The following is a 22,229-nucleotide window of genomic DNA, read 5'->3' as shown; positions in this document are numbered from 1 at the left end:
CCATGAAGTCACGTGCCGCCGTCGCCATGGAAGCCGGCAAGCCCCTGGAGCTGGTCGAGATCGACGTCGAGGGCCCCAAGGCCGGCGAGGTGCTGGTGAAGATCGCCGCCACCAGCGTTTGCCACACCGATGCCTTTACCCTCTCCGGTGCCGACCCGGAGGGCAACTTCCCGGCGGTGCTGGGCCACGAGGGGGCCGGCGTCGTCCAGGAGGTGGGCGAGGGCGTCACCAGCGTCAAGCCCGGCGATCACGTCATCCCGCTCTATACCGCCGAGTGCGGCCAGTGCAAGTTCTGCCTCTCGGGCAAGACCAACCTGTGCAGCGCGGTGCGCGCCACCCAGGGCAAGGGCGTGATGCCGGATGGCACCTCGCGCTTCTCGCTGGACGGCCAGATGCTGCACCACTACATGGGCACCTCCACCTTCAGCGAGTACACGGTGCTGCCCGAGGTCTCGCTGGCCGTGGTCTCCAAGGCGGCGCCGATGGACAAGATCTGCCTGCTGGGCTGCGGCGTGACCACCGGCATCGGCGCGGTGATGAACACCGCCAAGGTGGAGCCGGGCAGTACCGTCGCCGTCTTCGGCCTGGGCGCCATCGGCCTGGCGGTGATCCAGGGCGCGGTGATGGCCAAGGCCGCGCGGATCATCGCCATCGACGTCAACCCGGAGAAGTTCAAACTGGCCGAGCAGTTCGGCGCCACCGACTTCGTCAATCCCAAGGAGTACAGCGACCCCATCCAGCAGGTGATCGTCGACCTGACCGATGGCGGCGTCGACTACTCCTTCGAGTGCATCGGCAACGTCAACGTCATGCGCTCGGCGCTGGAGTGCTGCCACAAGGGCTGGGGCGAGTCGGTGATCATCGGCGTGGCCGGCGCCGGCGAGGAGATCAGCACGCGGCCGTTCCAGCTGGTTACCGGGCGGGTCTGGAAGGGCTCCGCCTTCGGTGGCGTGAAGGGGCGGACCGAGCTGCCGGGCTACGTGGAGCGCTACATGAACGGCGAGATCAACATCGACGACTTCATCACCCACGACCTGCCCTTCGAGAAGATCAACGAAGCCTTCGAGCTGCTGCACCGCGGCGAGAGCATCCGCACCGTCCTGCACTACTGAGCCATCGATCAGGAGCCTGACACCATGACCATGACCGAACACCTCGAACTGGTCTCGGCCAACAAGAGCTTCGGTGGCTGGCACAAGCGCTATCGCCACCGCTCCCGGGCACTGGACTGCGAGATGACCTTCTCCATCTACCTGCCGCCCCAGGCCGAGGCCGGTCGGGTACCGCTGCTGTGGTGGCTCTCCGGGCTGACCTGCACCGACGAGAACTTCATGCAGAAGGCCGGCGCCCATGGGGTTGCCGCCGAGCTCGGCATCGCCATCGTCTGTCCGGATACCAGCCCGCGGGGCACCGACCTGCCGGGCGAGGATGACAGCTACGACTTCGGCAGCGGCGCCGGCTTCTACGTCAATGCCACCCGGGAGCCCTGGAAGAAGCACTATCGCATGTATGACTACGTGGCCGAGGAGCTGCCCTCGGTGGTGCGCCAGCACTTCCCGGTCAACGGCCGAGAGTCGATCAGCGGCCACTCCATGGGCGGACACGGTGCCCTGGTGATGGCCCTGCGCCGTCCCGGGCACTACCGCTCGGTATCGGCCTTCGCGCCGGTCGTCAATCCCAGCGAGTGCCCCTGGGGGCAGAAGGCCTTCTCCGGCTACCTGGGGGAGGACCGCGGCCTCTGGACCCAGTACGATGCCTGCGAACTGGTGGCCCGCGGGGCCTCGAGCCAGCCGCTGTTCATTGACCAGGGCGAGGCCGACGACTTCCTCGAGGAGCAGCTCTGCCCCGAGCGGCTCGAGGCGGTATGCGCCGAGCATGACCACCCGCTGACCCTGCGGCGCCAGCCGGGCTATGACCACAGCTACTTCTTCATCGCCACCTTCATCGAGGAGCACCTGCGCTACCACGCCGAACGACTGAACAAGCGCTGAGCGGGCGCATGCCCGCACCAGGATGACAGGCTGCCTCCCTTCGGGGAGGCAGCGTCGTTATACTGGCGGCATTCACCGAGCGGCGAGGGGAGCCCATGGCCGAGCGAGACACGCAATGAGGGAGTGGCGGCAGCGGGCCTGGCGGGTGCTGTGGCGTACCCTGCTGGGCTTCGTGGTGTGTTCCCTGGTGCTGGTGCTGCTGCTTCGCGTGGTGCCGGTGTTCGGCTCCATGGTGATGGTGGAGCGCAAGGTCCAGTCCTGGATCGCCGGGGAATCCCTCGACATCCGCCACCAGTGGCAGCCCTGGCAACGCCTCTCCGACCACGCCAAGCTGGCGGTGATCGCCGCCGAGGACCAGCGCTTCCCGCTCCATCACGGCTTCGATCTGGGCGAGATGCGCCGCGCCTGGGAGGCCAGCCGCAACGGGGGGCGCCTGCGCGGGGCCAGCACCATCAGCCAGCAGACCGCCAAGAACCTCTTCCTGTGGACCGGGCGCAGCTGGGTGCGCAAGGGGCTGGAGGCCTGGTTCACCCTGCTGATCGAGGGGCTGTGGCCCAAGCAGCGCATCCTTGAGGTCTACCTCAACATCGTCGAGTGGGACAGCGGGGTGTTCGGCCTCGAGGCCGCCTCACGCCACTACTTCGGCGTCGCCGCCGGCCAGCTCAGCGAGGCCCAGGCCAGCCGGCTGGCGGCGATCCTGCCCGACCCCCGCGGCCGTGATGCGGCGCGCCCCGGCCCCCAGGTGGAGCGGCGCAGCGCCTGGATCCGCCAGCAGATGCGCAACCTCGGCGGCACCGGCTATCTCGAGCGGCTCTGAGGGCTGCCGGGCCCGCTTCTCACCACCAGCACCACGCCGGCGATGGCGATGGCCATGCCGGCAAGCGACAAGGGCGGCAGGCGCTCGTCGAACAGCCACCACGCCTCCAGCGCCGTCACCGGCGGGACCAGATAGAAGAGGCTGGCCACCCGCGACGCCTCGCCGCGCTTGATCAGTGCCATCAGCAGCAGGATGGCGGAGATGGAGAGCACCAGCACCAGCCAGGCCAGGGTCAGCAGGAAGGTGGGCGCCCAGTCGATCTCCCTGGTCTCGAACAGCAGGGCGCCCAGGCCCAGCAGCGTCCCGGCACCGAGATACTGCACCACGGTGCCGGAGAGCAGCGGCATGCCGGTGCAGAACCGCTTCTGGTAGAGGGTGCCCAGCGAGATGCCGACCAGCGCCACCGTTACGCTGGCCAGCGCCCCGAGACCGAACCCCTGGAACAGCATCTCGCCCGGGTCGAGCTTGCCGCCCAGCACCAGGGCGATGCCGACGAGCCCCATCACCAGTCCCAGCCACTGCAGGCGCCCCAGCCGCTCGCCCAGCAGGGGACCGGCAAGCCCGGCGGTCAGCAGTGGCTGCAGCCCCACCAGCAGTGCGGCCAGGCCCGCCGGCATGCCCTGGTAGATGCCGTAGAAGACGCCGCCCAGGTAGGCCCCGTGGACCAGCAGGCCGGAGATGGCGATATGCCCCCACAGCCGGGGCCCCTGTGGCCAGCCCGCTCGCAGCAGCACGACCAGCGGGACCAGCAGGGCCAGGGTCAGCACGAAGCGCACGAACAGGAAGGTGAAGGGCTCGGCATGGGGCAGGCCGAACTTGGCGCCGATGAAGCCGGTGCTCCACAGCGCCACGAAGAGGATGGGCATGGCAGCCAGCCAGGACTGGCGGTGACGTTCCGATGTCATGGCAAAGGGCTTCCAGGGTCAGGGGGTGGGGGCATCATCGCGGCCCGTGGCACGGGATGCCACCCTCGCGGCTCGTGCTTTGGTAGTAGACGCGGCGACGCCGGAAAATTGGTAAGACCATGATTTTGCCTGAATAGACAGGGTCTTGCCACGCGTGAACGCTTGGTCTGACCAATGTCCGACGGCGGCTTGCGTTGAAAGTCGCTATTGGCCGGGGGGCGGCTTTTCGCTAGCTTTCGCCATGGAAGACGTTTCCAGATATATGGAATCTTCCCTGAGGCCCATAAGGATAGCGGGCCCTGCGTGCCGGTCGGTCGCCAGAACGAGCAGGCACGCGAGATGGCGCAGGGAGGAAAACAACAAGATCCCGTTGATGCCCGCTCATATGAGTGCGGGCTCGCGACCCAACCAGGAGTCCATGACATGCAAGACGACAAGCAGCCGTCAAGCATCTCTTCCGTCGACAACGACAACACGAAAGTCCTCAAGGAGTTCAAGACCCCGAGCCGGCGTAACTTCCTGAAGGCCGCGGCCGTCGGGTCGGCGGCGGCCGTGGCGGCCCCCTGGATCGGCAACGTCCAGGCGCAGGAGGGCATCCGCATCCGCATGCAGTCCTCCTGGCAGCCGGGTACCGTCGGCTATCGCACCTTCGAGGCCTGGGCCAAGGGCGTCGCCGAGGCGACCAGCGGCGAGGTCAACATCGAGCCCTTCCCCGCCGGGGCCGTGGCCGGTGCCTTCGAGGTCGCCGATGCCGTGCGCAACAACGTGCTCGATGGCCAGAACTGGTTCACCGTCTACTGGGCCGGCAAGATGCCGGCCGGCGTGTTCCTCACCGCCTTCCCCATGGGCCTGTCGCTGCCCCACCAGTGGGACATGATGTTTGGCGCCTACGGTGGCTTCGACATCGCCAAGGACCTCTACCGCAAGCAGGGCCAGGAACTGTTGGGCTATGTCCACCATGACCTGAACCTGATCCACTCCAAGAAGCCGCTGCGCAGCTTCGATGACTTCGACGGTATCAAGCTCCGCATGCCCGGGGGCATCGTCGCCGAGACCTTCGCCGCCGTGGGCGCCCGAACCACCCTGCTGCCGGGTTCCGAGGTCTATCCGGCCCTGGAGAAGGGCACCATCGATGCCGCCGACTTCACCGGTGCCGCGGTCAACTACGAGCTGGGCTTCTGGCAGGTGGCCGACTACATCATCATGGGGCCGCCCTCCACGCCCTGCCTGCACCAGTCCGTCGACCTGATGGACATCGCCGTCAGCCGTCGCATCTTCGAGCGGATGTCCTCCCAGACCCAGGACCTGATGCACGACCTGGTGGCGGCCTACTCCCGGGAGCACTATGCGGCGATCCAGAAGGCCAACGCCGAGGCCTGGCCCAAGTACCGCGAGAAGGGCGTGGAGATCATCCACCTCTCCGAGGAGGATGCCACCCGCTTCCGCGAGGTCGCCATCCCGCTGTGGTTCAAGTGGGCCAACAAGGACCCGGATGCCGCGCGGCTCTTCAAGGTGCATCTCGACACCATGATGGACCCCGCGGTGGCGCTGATCACCGAGGACGACATCAAGGACTACGAACTCAACGTCTGACCCGTCTGCTCGACCACTCCGGGTGTTGTCGGCCGAGGGCCGCAGCGCCCGGTTTGCATAGGGCACAACTCTCAATCCCGCATCCCGTCGGCTCGATGATCCGTCACCATCGCCGGGAGGCGATGGTATCGCGGAGGAGTTTCCATGAATCTTGAGATCAATTTCGTTCTGCCGCACTGGCTCTACTGGTCGGTACTGTTCTTCCTGCCCCTCGTGGTGATGTTGCTCGTCGACCGCAGCTTCCGCCGCGGCGGCACCATCAGCGGCGGTGACACCGCCGAGATCCCCGCCGGCGAGGCCGCCGAGGTCGCCTACCAGCCCCCCGGCAACCTGTTCACCGCCGTTATCGATCGCATTTCCGGGTTCTTCGGCCGCTACGTGGCCTACTGGGCGCTGATCGCCCCCTTCGTCTTCGCCTACGAAGTGCTGATGCGCTATGCCTTCAACTCGCCGACCAACTGGGCCCACGAATCGATGACCCTGATGTTCGGCATGCAGTACCTTATCGCCGGGGCCTTCGCCCTGCGCGAGGGTGGGCACGTGCGTGTGGACATCCTCTACACGCGGGCCAGGCCGGTGAACAAGGCGGCGCTGGACCTGCTGACCTCGGTGTTCTTCTTCATCTTCACCCTCGCCCTGCTGGTGACCGGATGGAAGTTCTTCTCACAATCGGTGAGCGACCGCTTCTTCTTCGGCTCAAGCTACGCCAACGAGACCTCCTTCACCGAGTGGGCGATACAGTTCTACCCGGTGAAGTTCATGCTCTTCTTCGGCGCGCTGCTGCTGCTGCTCCAGGGCATCGCCCAGCTGATCCGCGACTTCCAGGCCTTCCGGCACCATCGTCGGATGCATGACGGCAGCCGCACCTTCTCCACCCTGCTGGTCGCGGCGGGGGCCATCCTGGCGGCGTGGACCCTGTTCGAGATGGTCAACATCGCCACCACCGACTACGAGAGCCTGGCGGGCAGCCTCGAGGGAGCCCTGGCCAACGTGGGCATCGGTGGCCTGACCCTGGTGATGTTCGGCACCCTGATGGTGGTGCTGGTGGCGGGCCTTCCGCTGGCCTTCGTCACCGGCGGCCTGGGGGTCTGCTTCCTCTACCTGGTCGGCACCCAGGACATGCTCAACCTGATGCCCTCGCGCATCTTCCCGATGATGACCAACTACCAGCTCTCGGCCATCCCGCTGTTCATCTTCATGGCCTCGGTGCTGGAGAAGGCGGGCATCATCGAGGAGCTGTTCGACGTCGTCTACAAGTGGATGGGCGGCCTCAAGGCGGGCCTGGCCATCGCCACCGTCATCGCCTCCACGCTGCTGGCCGCCATGGTGGGCGTGATCGGGGCCGCGGTGGTGACCATGGGCCTGATCGCCCTGCCGGCGATGCTCAAGCGTAACTACGACCCGGAGATCGCCATCGGTTCGATCATGGCCGGCGGCACCCTGGGTATCCTGATCCCGCCGTCGATACTCGCCATCATCTACGGCGTCATTGCCCAGCAGTCGGTGGGCGAGCTCTACCTGGGCTCGCTGATCCCCGGCCTGCTGCTGGCCTTCATGTACGGCTTCTACTGCTGGATGCGCGGCACCCTGAACGTCAAGATGGCGCCGCCGATGCCGGTCGAGGACCGGGTCGACATGAAGGAGAAGCTGCGCCTGCTGCGCAATATGCTGGCACCGATCGTCCTGGTGGTACTGGTGCTGGGCATCATCTTCACCGGCATCGCCACCCCGGTGGAGGCGGCCGGCATCGGTACCTTCGGCGCCCTGGTGGTGGCCGCGATGCACAAGCGCCTCACCTGGCCCAACCTGCATGCCGCCTGCATGACCACTCTGGTCGCCTCGGCGATGGTGATGTGGATCATCTTCGGTGCCAGCATCTTCGTCGGCTTCTATATCCTGCAGGGCGGCCAGACCTTCGTGCAGGAGCTGATCTCCGGCGCGGGCCTCGGCCCCTATGCGGTGCTGGCCCTGATGATGGTGCTGCTGGTGGCCCTGGGCATGTTCCTCGACTGGGTGGGCATCCTGCTGCTGGCGGTGCCGATCTTCGTGCCGCTGATCAAGGGTCTCACCTTCGACGGCGTGTTCGGCCTGCCCGGCGTCGACCCTGCCGATGTCTCGCTGTGGTTCGGCGTCATCTACCTGGTCAACATGCAGATGTCCTTCCTCAGCCCGCCGTTCGGCTATGCGCTCTTCTACATCAAGGGCGTCTGTCCGCCGCATATCACCATGGCGCAGATCTTCCGCTCCTCCTTCCCCTTCCTGGGGATCCAGGCGGTGGGACTGCTGCTGGTGATCCTCTTCCCGGCGCTGGTGACCTGGCTGCCGAACCTGGCCTATGGCTGATGCCAGGCGCTCGCCCCGGCAAGCCACCAGAGGCGCTCCCTGCGGGGAGCGCCTTTTCGTGGGCATGGGAATATCCCTAAGTTTTACATTTGGTTACGAGATAGTCTGAACTCGCGCTTCCGGGGGGCGTCACAGGGGGGCACATTCACAACGCAACACCCTGGAGGTATTCATGCAACGGATGACTGCTCTGTTCTCGGCCGCACTTCTCTCTCTCGGTATGGCTGCCGCCGTGCAGGCTCAGGAAACCCAGCAGAGCCAGGACCCGGCCGCTGCGGAACAGCCGCAGGCCCAGGCGCCGGCCCAGGACTTCTCCGATGAGCAACTGCAGCAGTTTGCCGACGCCTCCCAAGAGATCGCCGTGATCTCCCAGGAGTACACCGAGGAGCTGCAGGCGGCAGAGGATGAGCAAGCCCAGCAGGAAGTGCGCATGGAAGCCAACGACAAGATGGTCGAAGTGGTCGAGGACAGCGGTCTCGACGTGGATACCTTCAACGCCATTGGCCAGGCCATCCAGCAAGACCCGGAGATGATGCAGCGCGTGCAGGAAATGGCCGAGTCCTAAGCACGGGCAGATCTCCGCCGACTCGATCGGCAGACGAGGGCCACCCTACGGGGTGGCCCTCTTCGTGTCTGTCGCTCGTCCCTGTCCTCTTTACAGCCCCGTGCGGCCATTCCAGACTGGTGCCATACATGTAACGGGCGGGAGCGTGACGCATGGACGTGGAACTGCTTGAGATCCGCCAGCACCTGGGGCGCTTCCCCCCTTTCGAGGGGCTCTCCGACGAGTTGCTCGACGAGGTGGCAGGCAGCGTGGAGGTGGCCTACTTCAAGGCCGGCAGCGATATCCTGGTGCTCGATCAGGAGGTCCATGAGTTTTGCTACATCCGCAGCGGCGCCGTGGAGGTCTATCGCCGCGGCGGCGAACTCTACAATCGCCTCGGCGAGGGCGATATCTTCGGCCACTTCAGCCTGCTGCGGAATCATCGCACCCGCTTCCCGGCCCGGGCCATGGAAGACTGCCTGATCTACTTCATCCCCGAGTCCGCCTTCCAGCGGCTCTGCGAGGCCGACGACAACTTCGCCGACTTCGTCGAGCTCGAGCGGCCGCGCCTGGAGTCGACGGTCAAGGAGCAGAAGAAGAACAGCGACATGATGATCACCCGGGTGCGCAAGCTGCTGACCCGCTACCCGGTGATGGTCGAGGCCAGCACCACGGTGCAGGAGGCCGCCCGCCAGATCACCGAGTTCGGCGCCTCGGCGGTGCTGGTGCTCGACGCCCCCGGCGATACCCCTCGCTACACCTTCCGCGACAGCGAGGATCGCCACTGGCAGGTGCGAGGCATCCTCACCGACAGCGACTTCCGCAAGCATGTGGTGGCCGAGGGTCGCTCCCCCGAGACGCCGGTGGGGGAGGTGATCGGTCCCCGTCTGATCGCCATCCAGTCCGATGAGTCGGTGCACGAGGCGATGTTGTGCATGCTGCGCAACAATATCCATCACCTGCCGGTGATGCACCGTCGCCACCCCGTGGGGATCGTGCATCTTTCCGACATCATCCGCTACGAGACTGGCAGCAGCCTCTACCTGGTGAGCAACATCTTCCACCAGTCCAGCGTCGATGGCCTGGCGCGGTTGGCGCCCGACGTGCGTGCCGCCTTCGTGCGCATGGTCGAGGAGGGCGCCGACTCGCGCATGGTGGGCAGCGCGCTCTCCACCATCGGGCGCAGCTTCACGCGCCGGCTGCTGGAACTGGCCGAGGAGGAGCTGGGCCCCCCGCCGGTGAGCTACTGCTTCATGGCGCTGGGCTCCATGGCGCGCAACGAGCAGTCCATCGTCACCGACCAGGACAATGCCCTGGTGCTCGCCGACGACTTCGACCCCGAGCGCCACGATGCCTACTTCCTGGCGCTGGCCCAGCGCGTCAGCGACGGCCTGGATGCCTGCGGCTACCCCTACTGCAAGGGCGACATCATGGCCACCAACGACCGCTGGCGCCAGCCCCTGTCGGTATGGAAGCAGTACTTCCGTGACTGGATCGATCACCCCTCCCCGGAGCGTCTGCTGCACAGCTCGATCTTCTTCGACCTGGACGCCGTGCACGGCGAGAATGCCTTCGTCGAGCAGCTCCAGGACCTGGTGGCCAGCCGGGCCCACAAGAGCCCGCTGTTCCTGGCCGCCATGGCGCGCAATGCACTGAACCGCACTCCGCCGCTGGGCTTCTTCCGGACCTTCGTGATGGAAAAGGACGGCAAGCACAACAATTCCATCAACCTCAAGCGCCGCGGCACCGCGCCGATGACGGACCTGATCCGGGTGCATGCCCTGGCCTGCGGGTCGCGGGCCCAGAACAGCTTCGCGCGGCTCGACGACATCGACCGGACCCAGCTGCTGGCGCCGGGGGTGAGCCAGAAGCTGCGCTATGCCCTCGAGTTCCTCTCGATGTCGCGGATCCGCCATCACGTGATCGATATCGAGCACGAGCGGGCACCGGACAACAACATCGAGCCGGAGAACGTCTCCGACACCGAGCGCCACAACCTCAAGGATGCCTTCCAGGTGTTGAGCAACGCCCAGAAGTTCCTCAAGTTCCGCTACCCCATGCCGTCGCGCTCCCGGTCTCGCTGAGGTGGCCATGATCCGCCTGCGTCCGCGAATGTCTCCGCCGACCCCGGGCTGGCCGGAGTACCTGGCCGGCCGGGCCGAGACGGCCAGGGACCCGCGACTGGCCCGCTATTTCGCCGCCGGGCTACCGGGCCCCGAGACCCCCATCGGCGAGGCGCCGATGGTGGCCCTGGACATGGAGACGACCGGACTGGACGAGCGGCGCCATGCCATCGTCAGCATCGGCGTGGTGCCCTTCACCCTGGGGCGTATCGCCCTGTCACGGCGACGCTACTGGGTCGTGCGCCCCTCGCGCCCGCTGAGCGAGGAGTCGGTGACCTTCCATCACATCACCCACGCCGACATCGCCCGGGCTCCGGACCTCGGCGAGATCCTCGACGAGTTGCTCGAGGCCCTGACGGGGCGCCTGGTGGTGGTCCACTACCGGCATATCGAGCGGCCCTTCCTGAACGCCGCACTGAAGGCGCGGCTGGGGGAGGGCGTGATGTTCCCGGTCATCGATACCATGTCGCTGGAGGCGCGCATCCACCGCCAGTCGCTGCTGGCCCGCTTCAAGCGCTGGATCGGCAGGCCGCCGGCCTCCATCCGCCTCTACGACAGCCGCGCGCGCTACGGCCTGCCCGTCTATGCGGGGCACCATGCGCTTATCGACGCCCTGGCCACTGCCGAGCTGCTGCAGGCCCAGGTGGCGAGCCACTATAGCCCGACGACCCCGGTGGGCGAGCTCTGGAGCTGAGACCCTGCCCGACAGGGGAGTCCCCCACGCGAAAAGGCGGCCCACGGGCCGCCTTTTCGTTGCTTGCCGAACGCCAATGAGGCGTGCCGGGCTTACTTGGCGCGAGGTTCGCTCATCAGTCCCTTGACGATGGCGTAGCAGCCCACCAGCAGCACCAGCGTGAAGGGCAGGCCGGTGGTCAAGGCCGCCGTCTGCAGGGCGGCGAGGCCGCCGCCCAGCAGCAGGGCGATGGCCAGTGCCCCCTCGATCAGCGCCCAGAAGATACGCTGGGGCTTGGGAGCGTCCACCTTGCCGCCGGCGGTGATGGAGTCGATCACCAGCGAGCCGGAGTCGGAGGAGGTGATGAAGAACACGATCACCAGCACGATGCCGACGAAGGAGGTGATGGCGGTCAGCGGCAGGTGCTCGAGCATGGTGAAGAGTTGCAGCTCCAGGGCGGCATCCTGCACGTCGGTGATGCCGGAATTGACCACCTGGTCGATGGCAGTGGTGCCGAAGGCGGTCATCCACACCACCGAGGCCATCGACGGCACCAGCAGCACCGAGATCAGGAACTCGCGCACGGTGCGGCCGCGGCTGACGCGGGCGATGAACATGCCGACGAAGGGCGACCAGGCGATCCACCAGGCCCAGTAGAAGGCCGTCCAGCCCTGGCTGAAGTTGGCGTCCTCGCGCCCGAACGGCATGGAGAGCGCCGGCAGGTGGGTCACGTAGCCGATCAGGTTCTCGAGCACGCCGGTAGCGATCATCAGCGTCGGGCCGACGAAGATCACGAACAGCAGCAGCAGGGCGGCGAGCACCATGTTGATCTGCGAGAGGCGCTGCACGCCCTTGTCGACGCCGAGCATGATCGAGCCCAGGGCCACGAGGGTAATCCCCAGGATCAGCAGCACCAGGGTGGTGTCGCCGGCGGGGATGCCGAACAGGTACTCGAGGCCACCGGCCGCCTGGGTGGCGCCGATGCCCAGCGAGGTGGTCAGGCCGAACAGGGTGGCGAACACCGCCAGGATGTCGATCACATGGCCCGGCCAGCCCCACACGCGCTCGCCCAGGATCGGGTAGAAGATCGAGCGCATGGTCAGTGGCAGGCCCTTGTTGAAGGCGAAGATCGCCAGCGACAGGCCGACGATGGCGTAGGCGCCCCAGGGATGCAGGCCCCAGTGGAAGATGGTGGCGGCCATGCCCAGCGAGATGGCGCCGGCCTGGTCACCCTCGGCACCGCCCAGCGGGGCCCAGTCAGTGCGCACGCCGTCCTCGCCCATGCTGATACCGCCCATGGCGGTGCCATAGTGGCCCAGCGGCTCCGAGACCCCGTAGAACATCAGCCCGATGCCCATGCCCGCGGCGAACAGCATCGAGAACCAGCCGGCGTAGCCGAAGTCCGGCGTGGCATCCGCGCCGCCGATGCGCACCTTGCCCATCGGGGTGAAGATCAGCACTAGCGCCAGGAGCACGAAGACGTTGGCCCCCAGCAGGAAGAACCAGCCCAGGTTGGTGGTCAGGAAGCTGAACATGCTGTTGAAGATCGGCTCCATCTGATCCTGCAAGGCCAGCGTCAGGACCACGAACAGCAGGATCACGATCGAGGAGAACAAGAAGACCTTGCCATGCAGGTCCACGTTCACGCCCAGCGGTGAGGCGGTGATGTTGTCCTGGCCGATCACATAGTCGGTATCGATGAGGTTCGCCGCCCCCTGCGGGGCGGGAATTCCCTCGGAGCCCGCACTCGGCTCCTTGGGTTTCTCGTCTTGGGGATCTTGAGCCACGAGACATCTCCCTTGCAGTTATTGGTGTGCTTGCGTTTGCTGGTTCGGCTTACTTGCCGGCCCCCGGACGCACCAGGAACACCGATGCCTTGGTGTGCGTCGCCACCTTGCCGCCGTGGGAAGGCATGATGACGTCCAGATGCTTGGGGGGGTGGGTCGGCATGACGACGAGGTCGGCGCCCACCTCGTCGATGGCCTCGATGAGATCGTCGTCGAGATCGGCGATCGGGTCGGGACTGACGATGGTATGGGTGCTGACCGGCTGGCCGTGGACCTTGTGCCGCTCCTGGGCGAAGGCCTCGAGCTTCTGCGTGTACTCCTGAGGGGTGCGCGCCACGCTGCCGGGCGTATTGGCGGTCACGCCCACGTAGCAGACCTCGGCATCATAGTGGCGAGCGAGGTCGGCCACGGCCTGTAGCGACGGCTCGATCAGCTCGATATGTGCCAGGTCGACCGGCACCATGATCTTGTGGAACATGCCTGTATCTCCTTGTTGGCCGCAGAGGTCCTGCGAGTCTGTTCAGTGTGACCGTTCCTCGCCACCTTGCCAGGCGACATTTCAACGGCGGCACTGCGCATCCCGAGCGGGCATGGTACCCATCCTCGCCGTTGATTGCAGTGGGCCTGTCTGCATCGGGCGACAGGGTCGTCGAGATTCGAGCCCCCCCAATGAGAAGGGGAGGCACCCTGTGGTGCCTCCCCTTGCGCTCGATGCGGTCAGCCTCGCCGATCAGGCGCGGCCCGGCATGCCCTCACGATTCGGGCAGCCACTCCTCGACCACGTCCTGGTTCTCCTCGACCCACTGCTTGGCGTTCTCGTAGGGGTCGGCGTCGTCCTCCTGGTTCATCAACATGACCTCACCCATCTGCTCCGGGGTCCACTCGAAGGCGTCCAGGATGGCGTAGGCCTCCGGCATCTCCTCCTCGAGGCCCTGGCGGGCGATGGTGTGGATCTGCTCGGCGCCGCCGTAGACGTTCTCGGGGTCCTCGAGGTACTTGAGGTCCCAGCGGGCGAACTTCCAGTGCGGCGTCCAGCCGGTGACCACGACGTCTTCCTCGTTGTTGATGGCGCTTTCCAGGGCGGCGGTCATGGTGGCACCGCTGCCGCTGCGCAGGGCCAGGTCGAGGTCGTAGGTGTCGACCACCTCCTCGGTCAGCCCCATGAGGCCGGCGCCCGGATCGATGCCAATGATCTCGCCGTTGAAGTCGTCGGCGTGGTCGTTGAGCTCGGCGATGGAATCGACGTCGCTGTAGGCCGGCACCACCAGGCCGAGTTTGGTGCCATCCAGGTTGACGCCCAGGTCGACGACCTCGTCGCCCACGCGCTCCATGTAGTCGGCGTGGGTGGTGGGCAGCCAGGCGGCGACGATGGCATCGGCATCACCGGTGGCCACGGACTGCCACATGGCGGCGGCGGAGAGCGAGGTCATCTCCACCTCATAGCCGGCCTGCTCCAGTACGGCGCGCACCACGTTAGTGGAAGCCACTTCTGAGGACCATTCCACGTAGGCCAGGTGCACGCTGCCCTTGTCCTGGGCCTGGGCGGAACCGGCGGTGAGCGCGGTGCCGGCGGCCATGGCCAGGCCGGCGAGACGGATGCGACGGTTCAGCGGGTGCTTGTTCATCGTGTTCCCCTTCTCTTGATGTTCAACCATTTACCTTGGAGGTGCCTCCCGACGGATTCAAGGGGTGGCCTCAACTATCAGGACTTGCGGCCCTTGCGCAGGGACTGGGTCACGCGGTCGAGCAGCATGGCCAGGATCACCACGGCGATGCCCGCCTCGAAGCCGTCACCCGGGCGCAGGCGCTGGATGGCGCGCCACACCTCGCTGCCCAGCCCATCGGCGCCGATCATGGCGGCGATCACCACCATGGAGAGTGCCAGCATGATGGTCTGGTTGATGCCGGCCATCACCGTGGGCAGCGACATCGGCAACTGCACCTTGACCAGCTTCTGGCCGCGGGTGGCACCGTAGGCGTCGGCGGCCTCGATCAGCTCCACCGGCACCTGGCGGATGCCCAGGGTCGTGAAGCGGATCGCCGGCGGCATGGAGAAGATCACCGTGGCGAAGATCGCCGACACCGAGCCGATGCCGAAGAAGGGAATCGCCGGGATCAGGTAGACGAAGGCCGGCATGGTCTGCATGAAGTCCAGGACCGGCATGATCGTCTTGTAGAGCCGCTCCGAGAGCGCCGCGGCAATGCCCACCGGGAGCGCGATCACCACCGCCACGAAGGTGGCGATCACCACCAGGGTGAGGGTCTCGATCATCGGCTCCCAGAGCCCCAGGTTCCAGATCAGCGCCAGGCCGAGGGCGGCCCCGATGCCCAGGCGCAGGCTCGCCACCCACCAGCAGAGGCCGACGATGATCGCCAGCAGGCCCCACTCGGGCAGCCACATCAGGGCATCGTTGAGCACGTCGATGCCGGTCTGGGTCACCCGGGAGATGGCGCGGGTGACGATGGAGTATTCGCTGGTCAGCCAGTCGAGGCCGCCCTCGATCCAGTCGCCCAGCGGAATGCTCGGAATCTCGATAGCCATCATGCGTCTCCTGCCGGTGCCATGTTCTGGTTCTCGCCCACCTTGGCGGGCTCGGCTGCCTGGGCCAGCTCGTCGAGGACGGCGCCCTTGACCACCACGCCCAGCAGCCTGCGGTGGTCATCCACCACGGCGATGGGGAAGCTCTTCTCGCTGAACATGGCGAAGAGGTTGTGCAGCGGCTCCACGGGGCCGACGGCACGGAAGTACTGGGTCATGATGTCACGGATGCTGTCCTTGCCTTCCTTCGCGGCCTGCTCGACGGCGTCCACCACCACGAGACCCAGCAGCTTGCGGTCGCGGCTGGTGACGTAGATGGAGTCCAGCCCGTTCTCGCGCATCTTGCGCAGGGTGGTGCGCGGGCCGTCTTCCTCGCGGGCGGTGGCACGCACCGGCCGCATGGCATGCTGGGCGGTGAGGATCCTGGACATGTCCACGCCCTCGATGAAGCGCGCCACATAATCGTCCGCGGGATGGGTGAGGATCTCCTCCGGGGTGCCGATCTGCACGATCTCGCCATCCTTGAGCAGGATGATGCGGTCGGCGATGTTGATCGCCTCGTCCAGGTCGTGGGTGATGAACACCGTGGTCTTCTGCATGCGGTGCTGCAGTTCCAGCAGCTCCTGTTGCATGTCGCCTCGGATCAGCGGATCCAGCGCCGAGAAGGCCTCGTCCATCAGCAACACCGTGGAGTCGTTGGCCAGCGCCCTGGCCAGCCCGACGCGCTGCTGCATGCCGCCGGAGAGCTGGTTGGGATAGGCATCCTCCCAGCCGTCCAGGCCGACCTGGTGAAGCGCATGGCGCGCCACCTTGGCGCGCTCCTCCTTGTCCACGCCACGGATCTCCAGGCCGAACTCGGCATTCTGCTGCACCGTGCGGTGAGGGAAGAGCGCGAAGTTCTGGAACACCATGGAAAAATGGCGACGACGGCAATCGAGCAGCGCCTTGTCGCCGAGCTCGGGAATGTTCTCGCCGTCGATGACGATCTCGCCCTCGGTGGGCTCGATCAGACGGTTGAGGCAACGGATCAGGGTGGACTTGCCCGAGCCGGACAGCCCCATGATCACCAGCAGTTCCCCCTCGTAGACATCGAAATCGATGTTCGACAGGCCCAGCGTCTGGCCGGTCTTGTCGAAGATCTCGGGGCGCTTTAGCCCCTGCTTGCGCAGTTCGAGTGCCTTCTTCGGCTGGTTGCCGAAGACCTTGCTCAGGTTGCGTACCCGAATCTTGACGTTTCGGTTCTCGTTCATTGGCTCTGCCTTTTGTCGGCTCCCCCGTCATCGGGCGGAAAGCGCCGAAGGGTCGAGTGTCGTGACGTAAGAAAACGACGTCATGATGCCAGGCTGCTGCGTTGACAGCGGCATCGGGTGACGATGGAGTGGACGCTACCCTAGCGTTTTTTGAATGACCATTCAAATTAAAACCCGGGGTGTCGAAGGCCTGCAGGATGGCGCAGGGGTGACCCATGTGTCGAATCTGACCAACGCCCGGCCCTTGGTGGGCCGCGCCTTCCGTGTTGCAAGGGTTATTTAACATGATGATTTTAAAGTTTTTATATACTTTCTTGCCGTGACTGGCACGGTGGCTGCTCGTTGTTGGGTGAAGTCCCGATGACTCAGGGAGAAAGCGATGACCGACCATGAGCTGAACCGAGACAGGCCCCGCGGGAAGCGTTCGCGCCGACTGACGACCCTCGCCGCGATCGCTGCCCTGGGGCTCGGCAGCCTGGCCCTGGCCGGCTGTGGCAACGGCGAGGAGGAGATGCCGCCGATGGAGGAGCCGGCCGGCGAGGAGTCTTCAACCATGAATGGAGAGTCCTCCACCATGGGTGAAGAGTCCTCCTCCATGGGACAGGACTCGGACATGGAGAGCCAGGATCCCGCCATGCAGCAGGACCAGGCCATGGACCAGGAGTCCACCATGGATTCACAGGCGTCATCCGGTGAATCGACCTCCACCACGGAATCGCCATCCGATGACCAGGAGCAAGACGACGACCAGAGCGGCACCTGACCGCCATTTCTCATCGGTGACCGACCGGACAGCCGCCGGTCACCCGACGGGCAAACCCCGCCCGATCCACCCTCGATCTTCATGTAAGGAAGGAGGTGCAAGATGATGTCCAAGGAAACCCTCAAAAGGCTCGGTATTCTCGGTGTCTCGTTCGGCCTGATCGCAAGCCCCTTGGCCTTCGGTGACATGCACGAGGACCCCGCCGCCCAGAGCACCGGCTCCGCGGCCGACCCTGCCACCCAGCAGGCGGATCCTGCGTCCGGCGACCCGGCGGCCGATCCGAATGCCCAGGGTGACCCGGCGGCAGCCGACCCGACGACCGGCGATCCGGCCGGCGGCGACCCGGCGGTGCCGGGCGACGACCCCGCGACCCAGGGCACCGATTCCGCGGCCGATCCCACTACCCAGCAGGCGGACCCCGCGGCGGGTGAGCCGGCCGGCGATCCGAACGCCCAGGGCGACCCGGCTCAGGACCCCGGCTTCGGTGAAGGCACCGAGGCGATGCCCGGCGCCGAAGAGGAGTATGAGAACGTGGAAGAGGAGGCGCCCTGGGACGAGGAGGGCGACGACAGCGAGGATGAGGAGCAGGGCTGGTAAGCCCGCTCCACCGCCCCGCTCAGCGGGGCGGCACTCGCGTGATGGACGGTTCTCCCGGTCCATGCCATTCCCAGGCCGGTGTATCGCGTTCCCCTCTGGCCGGCCCGGCATGTGACCCCTGGCCCCCGCTGCGGCGGGGGTCCTTTTTGTGTGGCTACTCCTCCTCGAGGCGACGGTAGAGGGTGCGACGGGCGATCCCCAGCACCTCGGCGGTACGCCGCTTGTTGCCGCCCGTGGCCGCCAGCACCTTGCGGATATAGCGCTTCTCCACCTCTTCCAGGCTCGGCCAGTCCGCCTGGGTGGCGGTGCTCGCCAGCGCCCCCTCGGCCCGGGTCTCGCGGCAGGCACGACGCCGGGCCTCGCCCTGATCGCGGATCCGCTGGGGCAGGTCGGCGTGACAGAGCTGTCCCGCCTCGGCCAGGGTCACCGCCCGCATGATGGCGTTCTCCAGCTCGCGAACGTTGCCCGGATAGTCATAGCCGAGCAGGGCCTCCAGGGCCGCCGGCTCGATGCGCGCAATGTGCTTGTCCTGCTGACCGGCATGCTTGTCGATCAGCGCCGGGATCAGCCGCTCGATGTCCCCCTCCCGTTCGCGCAGCGGCGGGATGCGCAGCGAGAAGGTCTCGAGGCGATAGAAGAGGTCGCTGCGGAAGTGACCCGCCTCGATCTCCTGCTCCAGCTGGCGATGGGTGGCGGCGATGATGCGCACGTCCACCGCTTCCTCCCGTTCGGCGCCCACCGGTCGCACGCTCTTCTCCTGCAGGGCCCGCAGCAGCTTGGCCTGCAGCGCGACGGGCATCTCGCCGATCTCGTCGAGGAACAGGCTGCCGCCCCGCGCGGCCTGGAAGAGCCCCTGGCGGGACTCGTCGGCACCGGTGAAGGCACCCTTCACATGGCCGAAGAACTCGCTCTCCATCAGCTCGGCGGGAATGCTGGCGCAGTTCACTGCGACGAAGGGGCCGTCGCGACGCGGACTCTCGGCGTGCACGGCCCGCGCCATCAGCTCCTTGCCGGTGCCGCTCTCGCCGAGCAGCAGCATGGGCGCGTCGCTGTCGGCCAGCCGGGCGGCGTCGTGGAACAGCGACTGCATGGCCTCGCTCTCGCCGACGATGCCGTGGAAGCTGTTCGCCGTCCCGTCGCTCGCCAGGCGCGAGGCCAGCCGACGGCTCTCCAGCACCCGGTAGACCGCCTCGCGCAGCCCCTCCAGGTCCAGCGGCTTGGTCAGGAAGTCGTCGGCGCCCTGCTTGAGTGCCTCCACCGCCTGGTCGATGGTGCCGAAGGCGGTGATCACGATGAAACCCACCGTGCTCCCCTCGCGGCGCAGCCGCTCGAGCAGCTGCATGCCGTCGATGCCCGGCAGGCGCACGTCGCTGATCACCAGGGCCACCTCGCTGTGGCTGAGCGTGGCCAGGGCCTGCTCGGCACTGGTCGCGGCGAGGGTCGCGTAGCCGGCGTCGGCCAGCTCCTCCTCGAGCAACTCCAGGATGGCCGGGTCGTCCTCGACGACCAGCAGGGGCAGGGCAGGCGTGTCGCGTTCCGTGTCTGGCATGTCGTGTCCGTTCATGGGGTGGTGTCCTCGAGTGGCAGCACGATCTCGAAGCCGGCGCCTCCCAGCGCGCTGTCGAAGGCGCCGATGGAACCGCCGTGGTCGTTGATGATGCGATGGACCATGGAGAGCCCGAGGCCGCTGCCCTGGCCCACGGGCTTGGTGGTGAAGAAGGGGTCGAAGACCCGGGTGCGGTCGGCCTCGGGGATGCCGCAGCCGTCGTCCTCGATGGTCAGGCAGAGACTGTCGTCGCGGCGGCGGGCCGCCAGTCGTATCCGCCGGACGCCCTCGGCCTGGGTGGCATTGCGCAGCAGGTTGGTGAGGACCTGGACCAGCTGCTGGCCATTGGCCAGCAGCATCAGCGGCGGGTCCGGCAGCACTGGCTCGAGGCGAATGTCGCGTGCCTCGAGGTCGGCCTCGACCAGCTGCCGGGCGTCGTGGACCAGGTCGTCCAGGGCGAGCCGCGCCTTGTCGACGCTGTGCTGGCGCCCCAGGTCCATCAGCTGGCGCACGATCTCGACGATGCGCTGTACCTCGCCGCGGATGCGTCCCAGTCGCCGCCGTTCGTCGTCGCCGATGCCGGCACGGCGCTCGAGGCGCTGGGCCTGGCCCTCGATGACGGTGAGCGGCGTGCCGACCTCGTGGGCCACCCCGGCGGCCAGCACGCCGAGCTCGGCCAGCTTGCGCGACTTGCGCAGTCGCCGCTCCAGCTCGATCTCGCGGCGCTGACGGGCCTCGATGTCGGCATCCTTCTCGGCCAGGGCGTCGAGCATGTGGTTGAGGGCCAGGCCGAGCCGGCGGAACTCGTCGAGGCCCCGGATCGTTGCCCGCTGGCGGCGCTCGCCCCGGGCGACCCGCTCCATCACCTCGAGCAGTCGGCTCAGCGGGCGCTCGATATGGCGCCGGAACATCCACCAGATGCCCAGCACGATGCCCGCCGCACCGATACCGAAGGCGACCAGGGCGACCTGGCTGAGAAAGCCGGTGTAGTTCTCGATGCCGGTATTGAGGCGGTTGACCTGCAGCACGCCGAGGGTATTGCCGTCGGGGGATTGCAGCGGCATCAGCGTCGAGAAGTAGGTCCAGCCGTCTTCCTCGCGATAGTCGCTGCGCATCTCCCCCTCCTCGACCACCGCCTGCAGTTCGGAGGCCTCGTAGAGCGCCTCGCCGAGCCCCAGGCCATGGATCTCGTTGCCCTTGATGTCGAAGACATAGGCGCCGTAGATGCGGTTGTAGGAGAAGGCCGACTGCAGGGTCTCCTGCAGCGACTCCGGGCTCTCGCGGGTCAGGGCATAGCCCAGGGAGGTACCGATGGCGCGGCTGATGGTCTGGACCTCGGTCTCCAGCTTGGAACGCACGTTGTCTTCCAGCGACTTGATGGCCACCAGGCTGAAGACCATCAGCACCAGGAAGAGCGGCACGATGACCGTGACGATGATCAGGTTGCGCAGGCGCATGGGGGATCCCTGTGGTCGTCAGGGCCGCGTCCGGTGCGGCCCCTGTCGTGGCTAGTCGGCGGGCACCAGGCGGTAGAGGCCGCCGTCGGCGTGGTCACTGAGCAGGTAGAGGGCGCCGTCGCGGCCCAGGCGCACGTCGCGGATGCGGCCGATCTCGCCCTCGAGGATCACCTCGCGCTCGACGACCCTGTCGTCGTCCAGGGCAAGGCGCACCAGCCTCTCGCTGGCCAGCCCCCCGGCCATCAGGTGGCCCTGCCAGGCGGGAAAGGCGTCGCCGCTCACCTGGGCCAGGCCCGAGGGGGCGAAGCGCCCGGCGAACACGTGCACGGGGTCGCGCATGCCGGGGGCGCTGTCGCGGCCGATGGGCTGGTTGGTGGCGTAGTCGTTGCCGCGGCTCACCTCCGGCCAGCCGTAGTTGACCCCGGCCTCGAGGCGGTTGAGCTCGTCGCCGGTGCGCGGGCCGTGCTCGGTGGACCAGATGGTGCCGTCGGCGGCCACGATCAGGCCCTGGGGGTTGCGGTTGCCGTAGGTGAAGATCTCGTCGTGCACGTCATCGTCGTCGACGAAGGGGTTGTCGTCCGGCACTCCGCCCTCGGCGGTGAGGCGCAGCACGCTGCCGGCGTGGTCGCCGCGGTCCTGGGCGCGTTCGGGGCTGCCGCGCTCGCCGATGCTCATCAGCAGGGTGCCATCCTCGCGCCAGGCCAGCCGCGAGCCGTAGTGGCGACCCGGCCGGGAGAAGCGGTCCTGGACGAACAGTGTCTCCAGGTCCACCAGGGCGTCGCCCTCCAGCCGCCCGCGGGAGAGGGTGGTGGCGCTGCCTCCATCGCCGGCCTGGCTCCAGGTGAGGTAGACCCAGTCGCTGCCCTCGCCGTAGTCGGGATGCAGGGCGACATCGAGCAGGCCGCCCTGGCCGCGGGTGGAGACCTCGGGCGCGCCGGAGAGACGAGTGACCTCGCCCTGGGCATCGATGCGCACCAGGTGCCCGGGACGCTCGGTGACCAGCCATTGGCCGTCGGGCAGCTCGGCGGCCGACCAGGGATGCGTGAGGCCAGAGGCCACGCGCTCCAGGCGCAGCTCAAGGTGGTCGGTGGCGATGCGTTCCTCGACCACCTCCGCGGCCACGGCCGGGGCGGCGAGCAGGGCACCGCTCAGCAGCAGGGCGGTCGAGAGTGCATGACGTGGCGAGTGCATGTGGCTTCCCCCTCGTTGGCTGTACCCGCATAGGGACTCTTCACAAAGACCCTACACAGGGACTCTGCCGCGGCGAGGGTGTTCCCCGCGAGGGGGCACAGGCGATGGCA

The 22,229-nt window shown here is 67.0% G+C and carries 19 protein-coding genes; 10 read left to right on the top strand and 9 right to left on the bottom strand.

Annotation, left to right across the window (positions count from 1 at the left end; all coding sequences use genetic code 11):
* Window positions 1-2 precede the first annotated feature (2 nt).
* The 3 genes from QLQ83_RS00280 to mtgA all read left to right on the top strand — a co-directional run bounded on the left by QLQ83_RS00280 (window position 3) and on the right by mtgA (window position 2,808).
* Window positions 3-1,112, top strand: coding sequence for an S-(hydroxymethyl)glutathione dehydrogenase/class III alcohol dehydrogenase (locus QLQ83_RS00280; RefSeq protein WP_282733581.1), 1,110 nt, complete (start codon window positions 3-5; stop codon window positions 1,110-1,112).
* A gap of 24 nt (window positions 1,113-1,136) precedes the next feature.
* Complete coding sequence (fghA, locus tag QLQ83_RS00275) at window positions 1,137-1,991, top strand: S-formylglutathione hydrolase (RefSeq protein ID WP_282733580.1); 855 nt, start codon at window positions 1,137-1,139, stop codon at window positions 1,989-1,991.
* A gap of 115 nt (window positions 1,992-2,106) precedes the next feature.
* Window positions 2,107-2,808 (top strand): monofunctional biosynthetic peptidoglycan transglycosylase, encoded by a 702-nt coding sequence (gene mtgA, locus QLQ83_RS00270; RefSeq protein ID WP_282733579.1) that lies wholly within the window; start codon window positions 2,107-2,109, stop codon window positions 2,806-2,808.
* Here the strand turns inward: mtgA and QLQ83_RS00265 are convergent.
* The gene (locus QLQ83_RS00265) at window positions 2,790-3,713 is read right to left on the bottom strand and encodes a DMT family transporter (protein ID WP_282733578.1); all 924 of its coding nucleotides are present in this window, start codon (window positions 3,711-3,713) and stop codon (window positions 2,790-2,792) included. The two genes, mtgA and QLQ83_RS00265, sit on opposite strands and share 19 nt — an antisense overlap.
* 423 nt (window positions 3,714-4,136) lie before the next feature.
* On the opposite strand from QLQ83_RS00265, the gene dctP reads away from it, so the two are divergent.
* From dctP to QLQ83_RS00240, 5 genes are all read left to right on the top strand, one after another.
* Window positions 4,137-5,306, top strand: coding sequence for a TRAP transporter substrate-binding protein DctP (dctP, locus tag QLQ83_RS00260; protein ID WP_282733577.1), 1,170 nt, complete (start codon window positions 4,137-4,139; stop codon window positions 5,304-5,306).
* Window positions 5,307-5,450: 144 nt separating this feature from the next.
* The gene (locus QLQ83_RS00255; protein WP_282733576.1) at window positions 5,451-7,649 is read left to right on the top strand and encodes a TRAP transporter large permease subunit; all 2,199 of its coding nucleotides are present in this window, start codon (window positions 5,451-5,453) and stop codon (window positions 7,647-7,649) included.
* 172 nt (window positions 7,650-7,821) lie between these two features.
* Window positions 7,822-8,214: a DUF4168 domain-containing protein gene (locus tag QLQ83_RS00250; RefSeq protein WP_282733575.1), complete on the top strand. Its 393-nt coding sequence runs from the start codon at window positions 7,822-7,824 to the stop codon at window positions 8,212-8,214.
* Between the two features lie 152 nt (window positions 8,215-8,366).
* A complete protein-coding gene (locus QLQ83_RS00245) occupies window positions 8,367-10,277 on the top strand; it encodes a DUF294 nucleotidyltransferase-like domain-containing protein (protein WP_282733574.1) in 1,911 nt (636 codons plus the stop codon).
* Between the two features lie 7 nt (window positions 10,278-10,284).
* A complete protein-coding gene (locus QLQ83_RS00240) occupies window positions 10,285-11,010 on the top strand; it encodes a 3'-5' exonuclease (protein ID WP_282733573.1) in 726 nt (241 codons plus the stop codon).
* Between the two features lie 92 nt (window positions 11,011-11,102).
* Here the strand turns inward: QLQ83_RS00240 and QLQ83_RS00235 are convergent, their stop codons facing one another.
* The 5 genes from QLQ83_RS00235 to QLQ83_RS00215 all read right to left on the bottom strand — a co-directional run bounded on the left by QLQ83_RS00235 (window position 11,103) and on the right by QLQ83_RS00215 (window position 16,565).
* On the bottom strand, window positions 11,103-12,776 hold the full coding sequence (locus tag QLQ83_RS00235) for a BCCT family transporter (protein ID WP_282733572.1): 1,674 nt from the start codon (window positions 12,774-12,776) through the stop codon (window positions 11,103-11,105).
* Between the two features lie 49 nt (window positions 12,777-12,825).
* On the bottom strand, window positions 12,826-13,254 hold the full coding sequence (locus QLQ83_RS00230; RefSeq protein WP_282733571.1) for a universal stress protein: 429 nt from the start codon (window positions 13,252-13,254) through the stop codon (window positions 12,826-12,828).
* 274 nt (window positions 13,255-13,528) lie between these two features.
* Entirely contained in the window at window positions 13,529-14,401 is an 873-nt protein-coding gene (locus QLQ83_RS00225; RefSeq protein ID WP_282733570.1) for a glycine betaine ABC transporter substrate-binding protein, read from the bottom strand.
* A gap of 77 nt (window positions 14,402-14,478) precedes the next feature.
* On the bottom strand, window positions 14,479-15,312 hold the full coding sequence (locus QLQ83_RS00220) for an ABC transporter permease (RefSeq protein ID WP_282733583.1): 834 nt from the start codon (window positions 15,310-15,312) through the stop codon (window positions 14,479-14,481).
* 5 nt (window positions 15,313-15,317) lie between these two features.
* Window positions 15,318-16,565: a quaternary amine ABC transporter ATP-binding protein gene (locus QLQ83_RS00215; RefSeq protein WP_282733569.1), complete on the bottom strand. Its 1,248-nt coding sequence runs from the start codon at window positions 16,563-16,565 to the stop codon at window positions 15,318-15,320.
* Between the two features lie 379 nt (window positions 16,566-16,944).
* Here QLQ83_RS00215 and QLQ83_RS00210 point away from each other — a divergent pair, with 379 nt between their 5' ends.
* Together QLQ83_RS00210 and QLQ83_RS00205 are read left to right on the top strand one after the other, a co-directional pair.
* Window positions 16,945-17,328 (top strand): hypothetical protein, encoded by a 384-nt coding sequence (locus tag QLQ83_RS00210; protein ID WP_282733568.1) that lies wholly within the window; start codon window positions 16,945-16,947, stop codon window positions 17,326-17,328.
* 102 nt (window positions 17,329-17,430) lie between these two features.
* A complete protein-coding gene (locus QLQ83_RS00205; protein ID WP_282733585.1) occupies window positions 17,431-17,925 on the top strand; it encodes a hypothetical protein in 495 nt (164 codons plus the stop codon).
* Window positions 17,926-18,079: 154 nt separating this feature from the next.
* Here QLQ83_RS00205 and QLQ83_RS00200 read toward each other — a convergent pair whose 3' ends face one another.
* The 3 genes from QLQ83_RS00200 to QLQ83_RS00190 are packed head-to-tail and all read right to left on the bottom strand — an operon-like array spanning window position 18,080 to window position 22,119.
* Window positions 18,080-19,489, bottom strand: a complete 1,410-nt coding sequence (locus QLQ83_RS00200; RefSeq protein WP_282733567.1) for a sigma-54-dependent transcriptional regulator — start codon at window positions 19,487-19,489, stop codon at window positions 18,080-18,082.
* Window positions 19,486-20,928, bottom strand: coding sequence for a sensor histidine kinase (locus QLQ83_RS00195; RefSeq protein WP_282733566.1), 1,443 nt, complete (start codon window positions 20,926-20,928; stop codon window positions 19,486-19,488). The genes QLQ83_RS00200 and QLQ83_RS00195 overlap by 4 nt, the downstream gene beginning before the upstream one ends.
* 51 nt (window positions 20,929-20,979) lie before the next feature.
* The gene (locus QLQ83_RS00190; RefSeq protein ID WP_282733565.1) at window positions 20,980-22,119 is read right to left on the bottom strand and encodes a PQQ-dependent sugar dehydrogenase; all 1,140 of its coding nucleotides are present in this window, start codon (window positions 22,117-22,119) and stop codon (window positions 20,980-20,982) included.
* Window positions 22,120-22,229: the final 110 nt, after the last annotated feature.

The sequence above is a fragment of the Halomonas rhizosphaerae genome (assembly GCF_030010555.1).
Classification (GTDB): Bacteria; Pseudomonadota; Gammaproteobacteria; order Pseudomonadales; family Halomonadaceae; genus Halomonas; species Halomonas rhizosphaerae.
The sequence above is the reverse complement of the archived record's forward strand: the minus strand, read 5'-3'. Positions and strand labels throughout refer to the sequence as shown.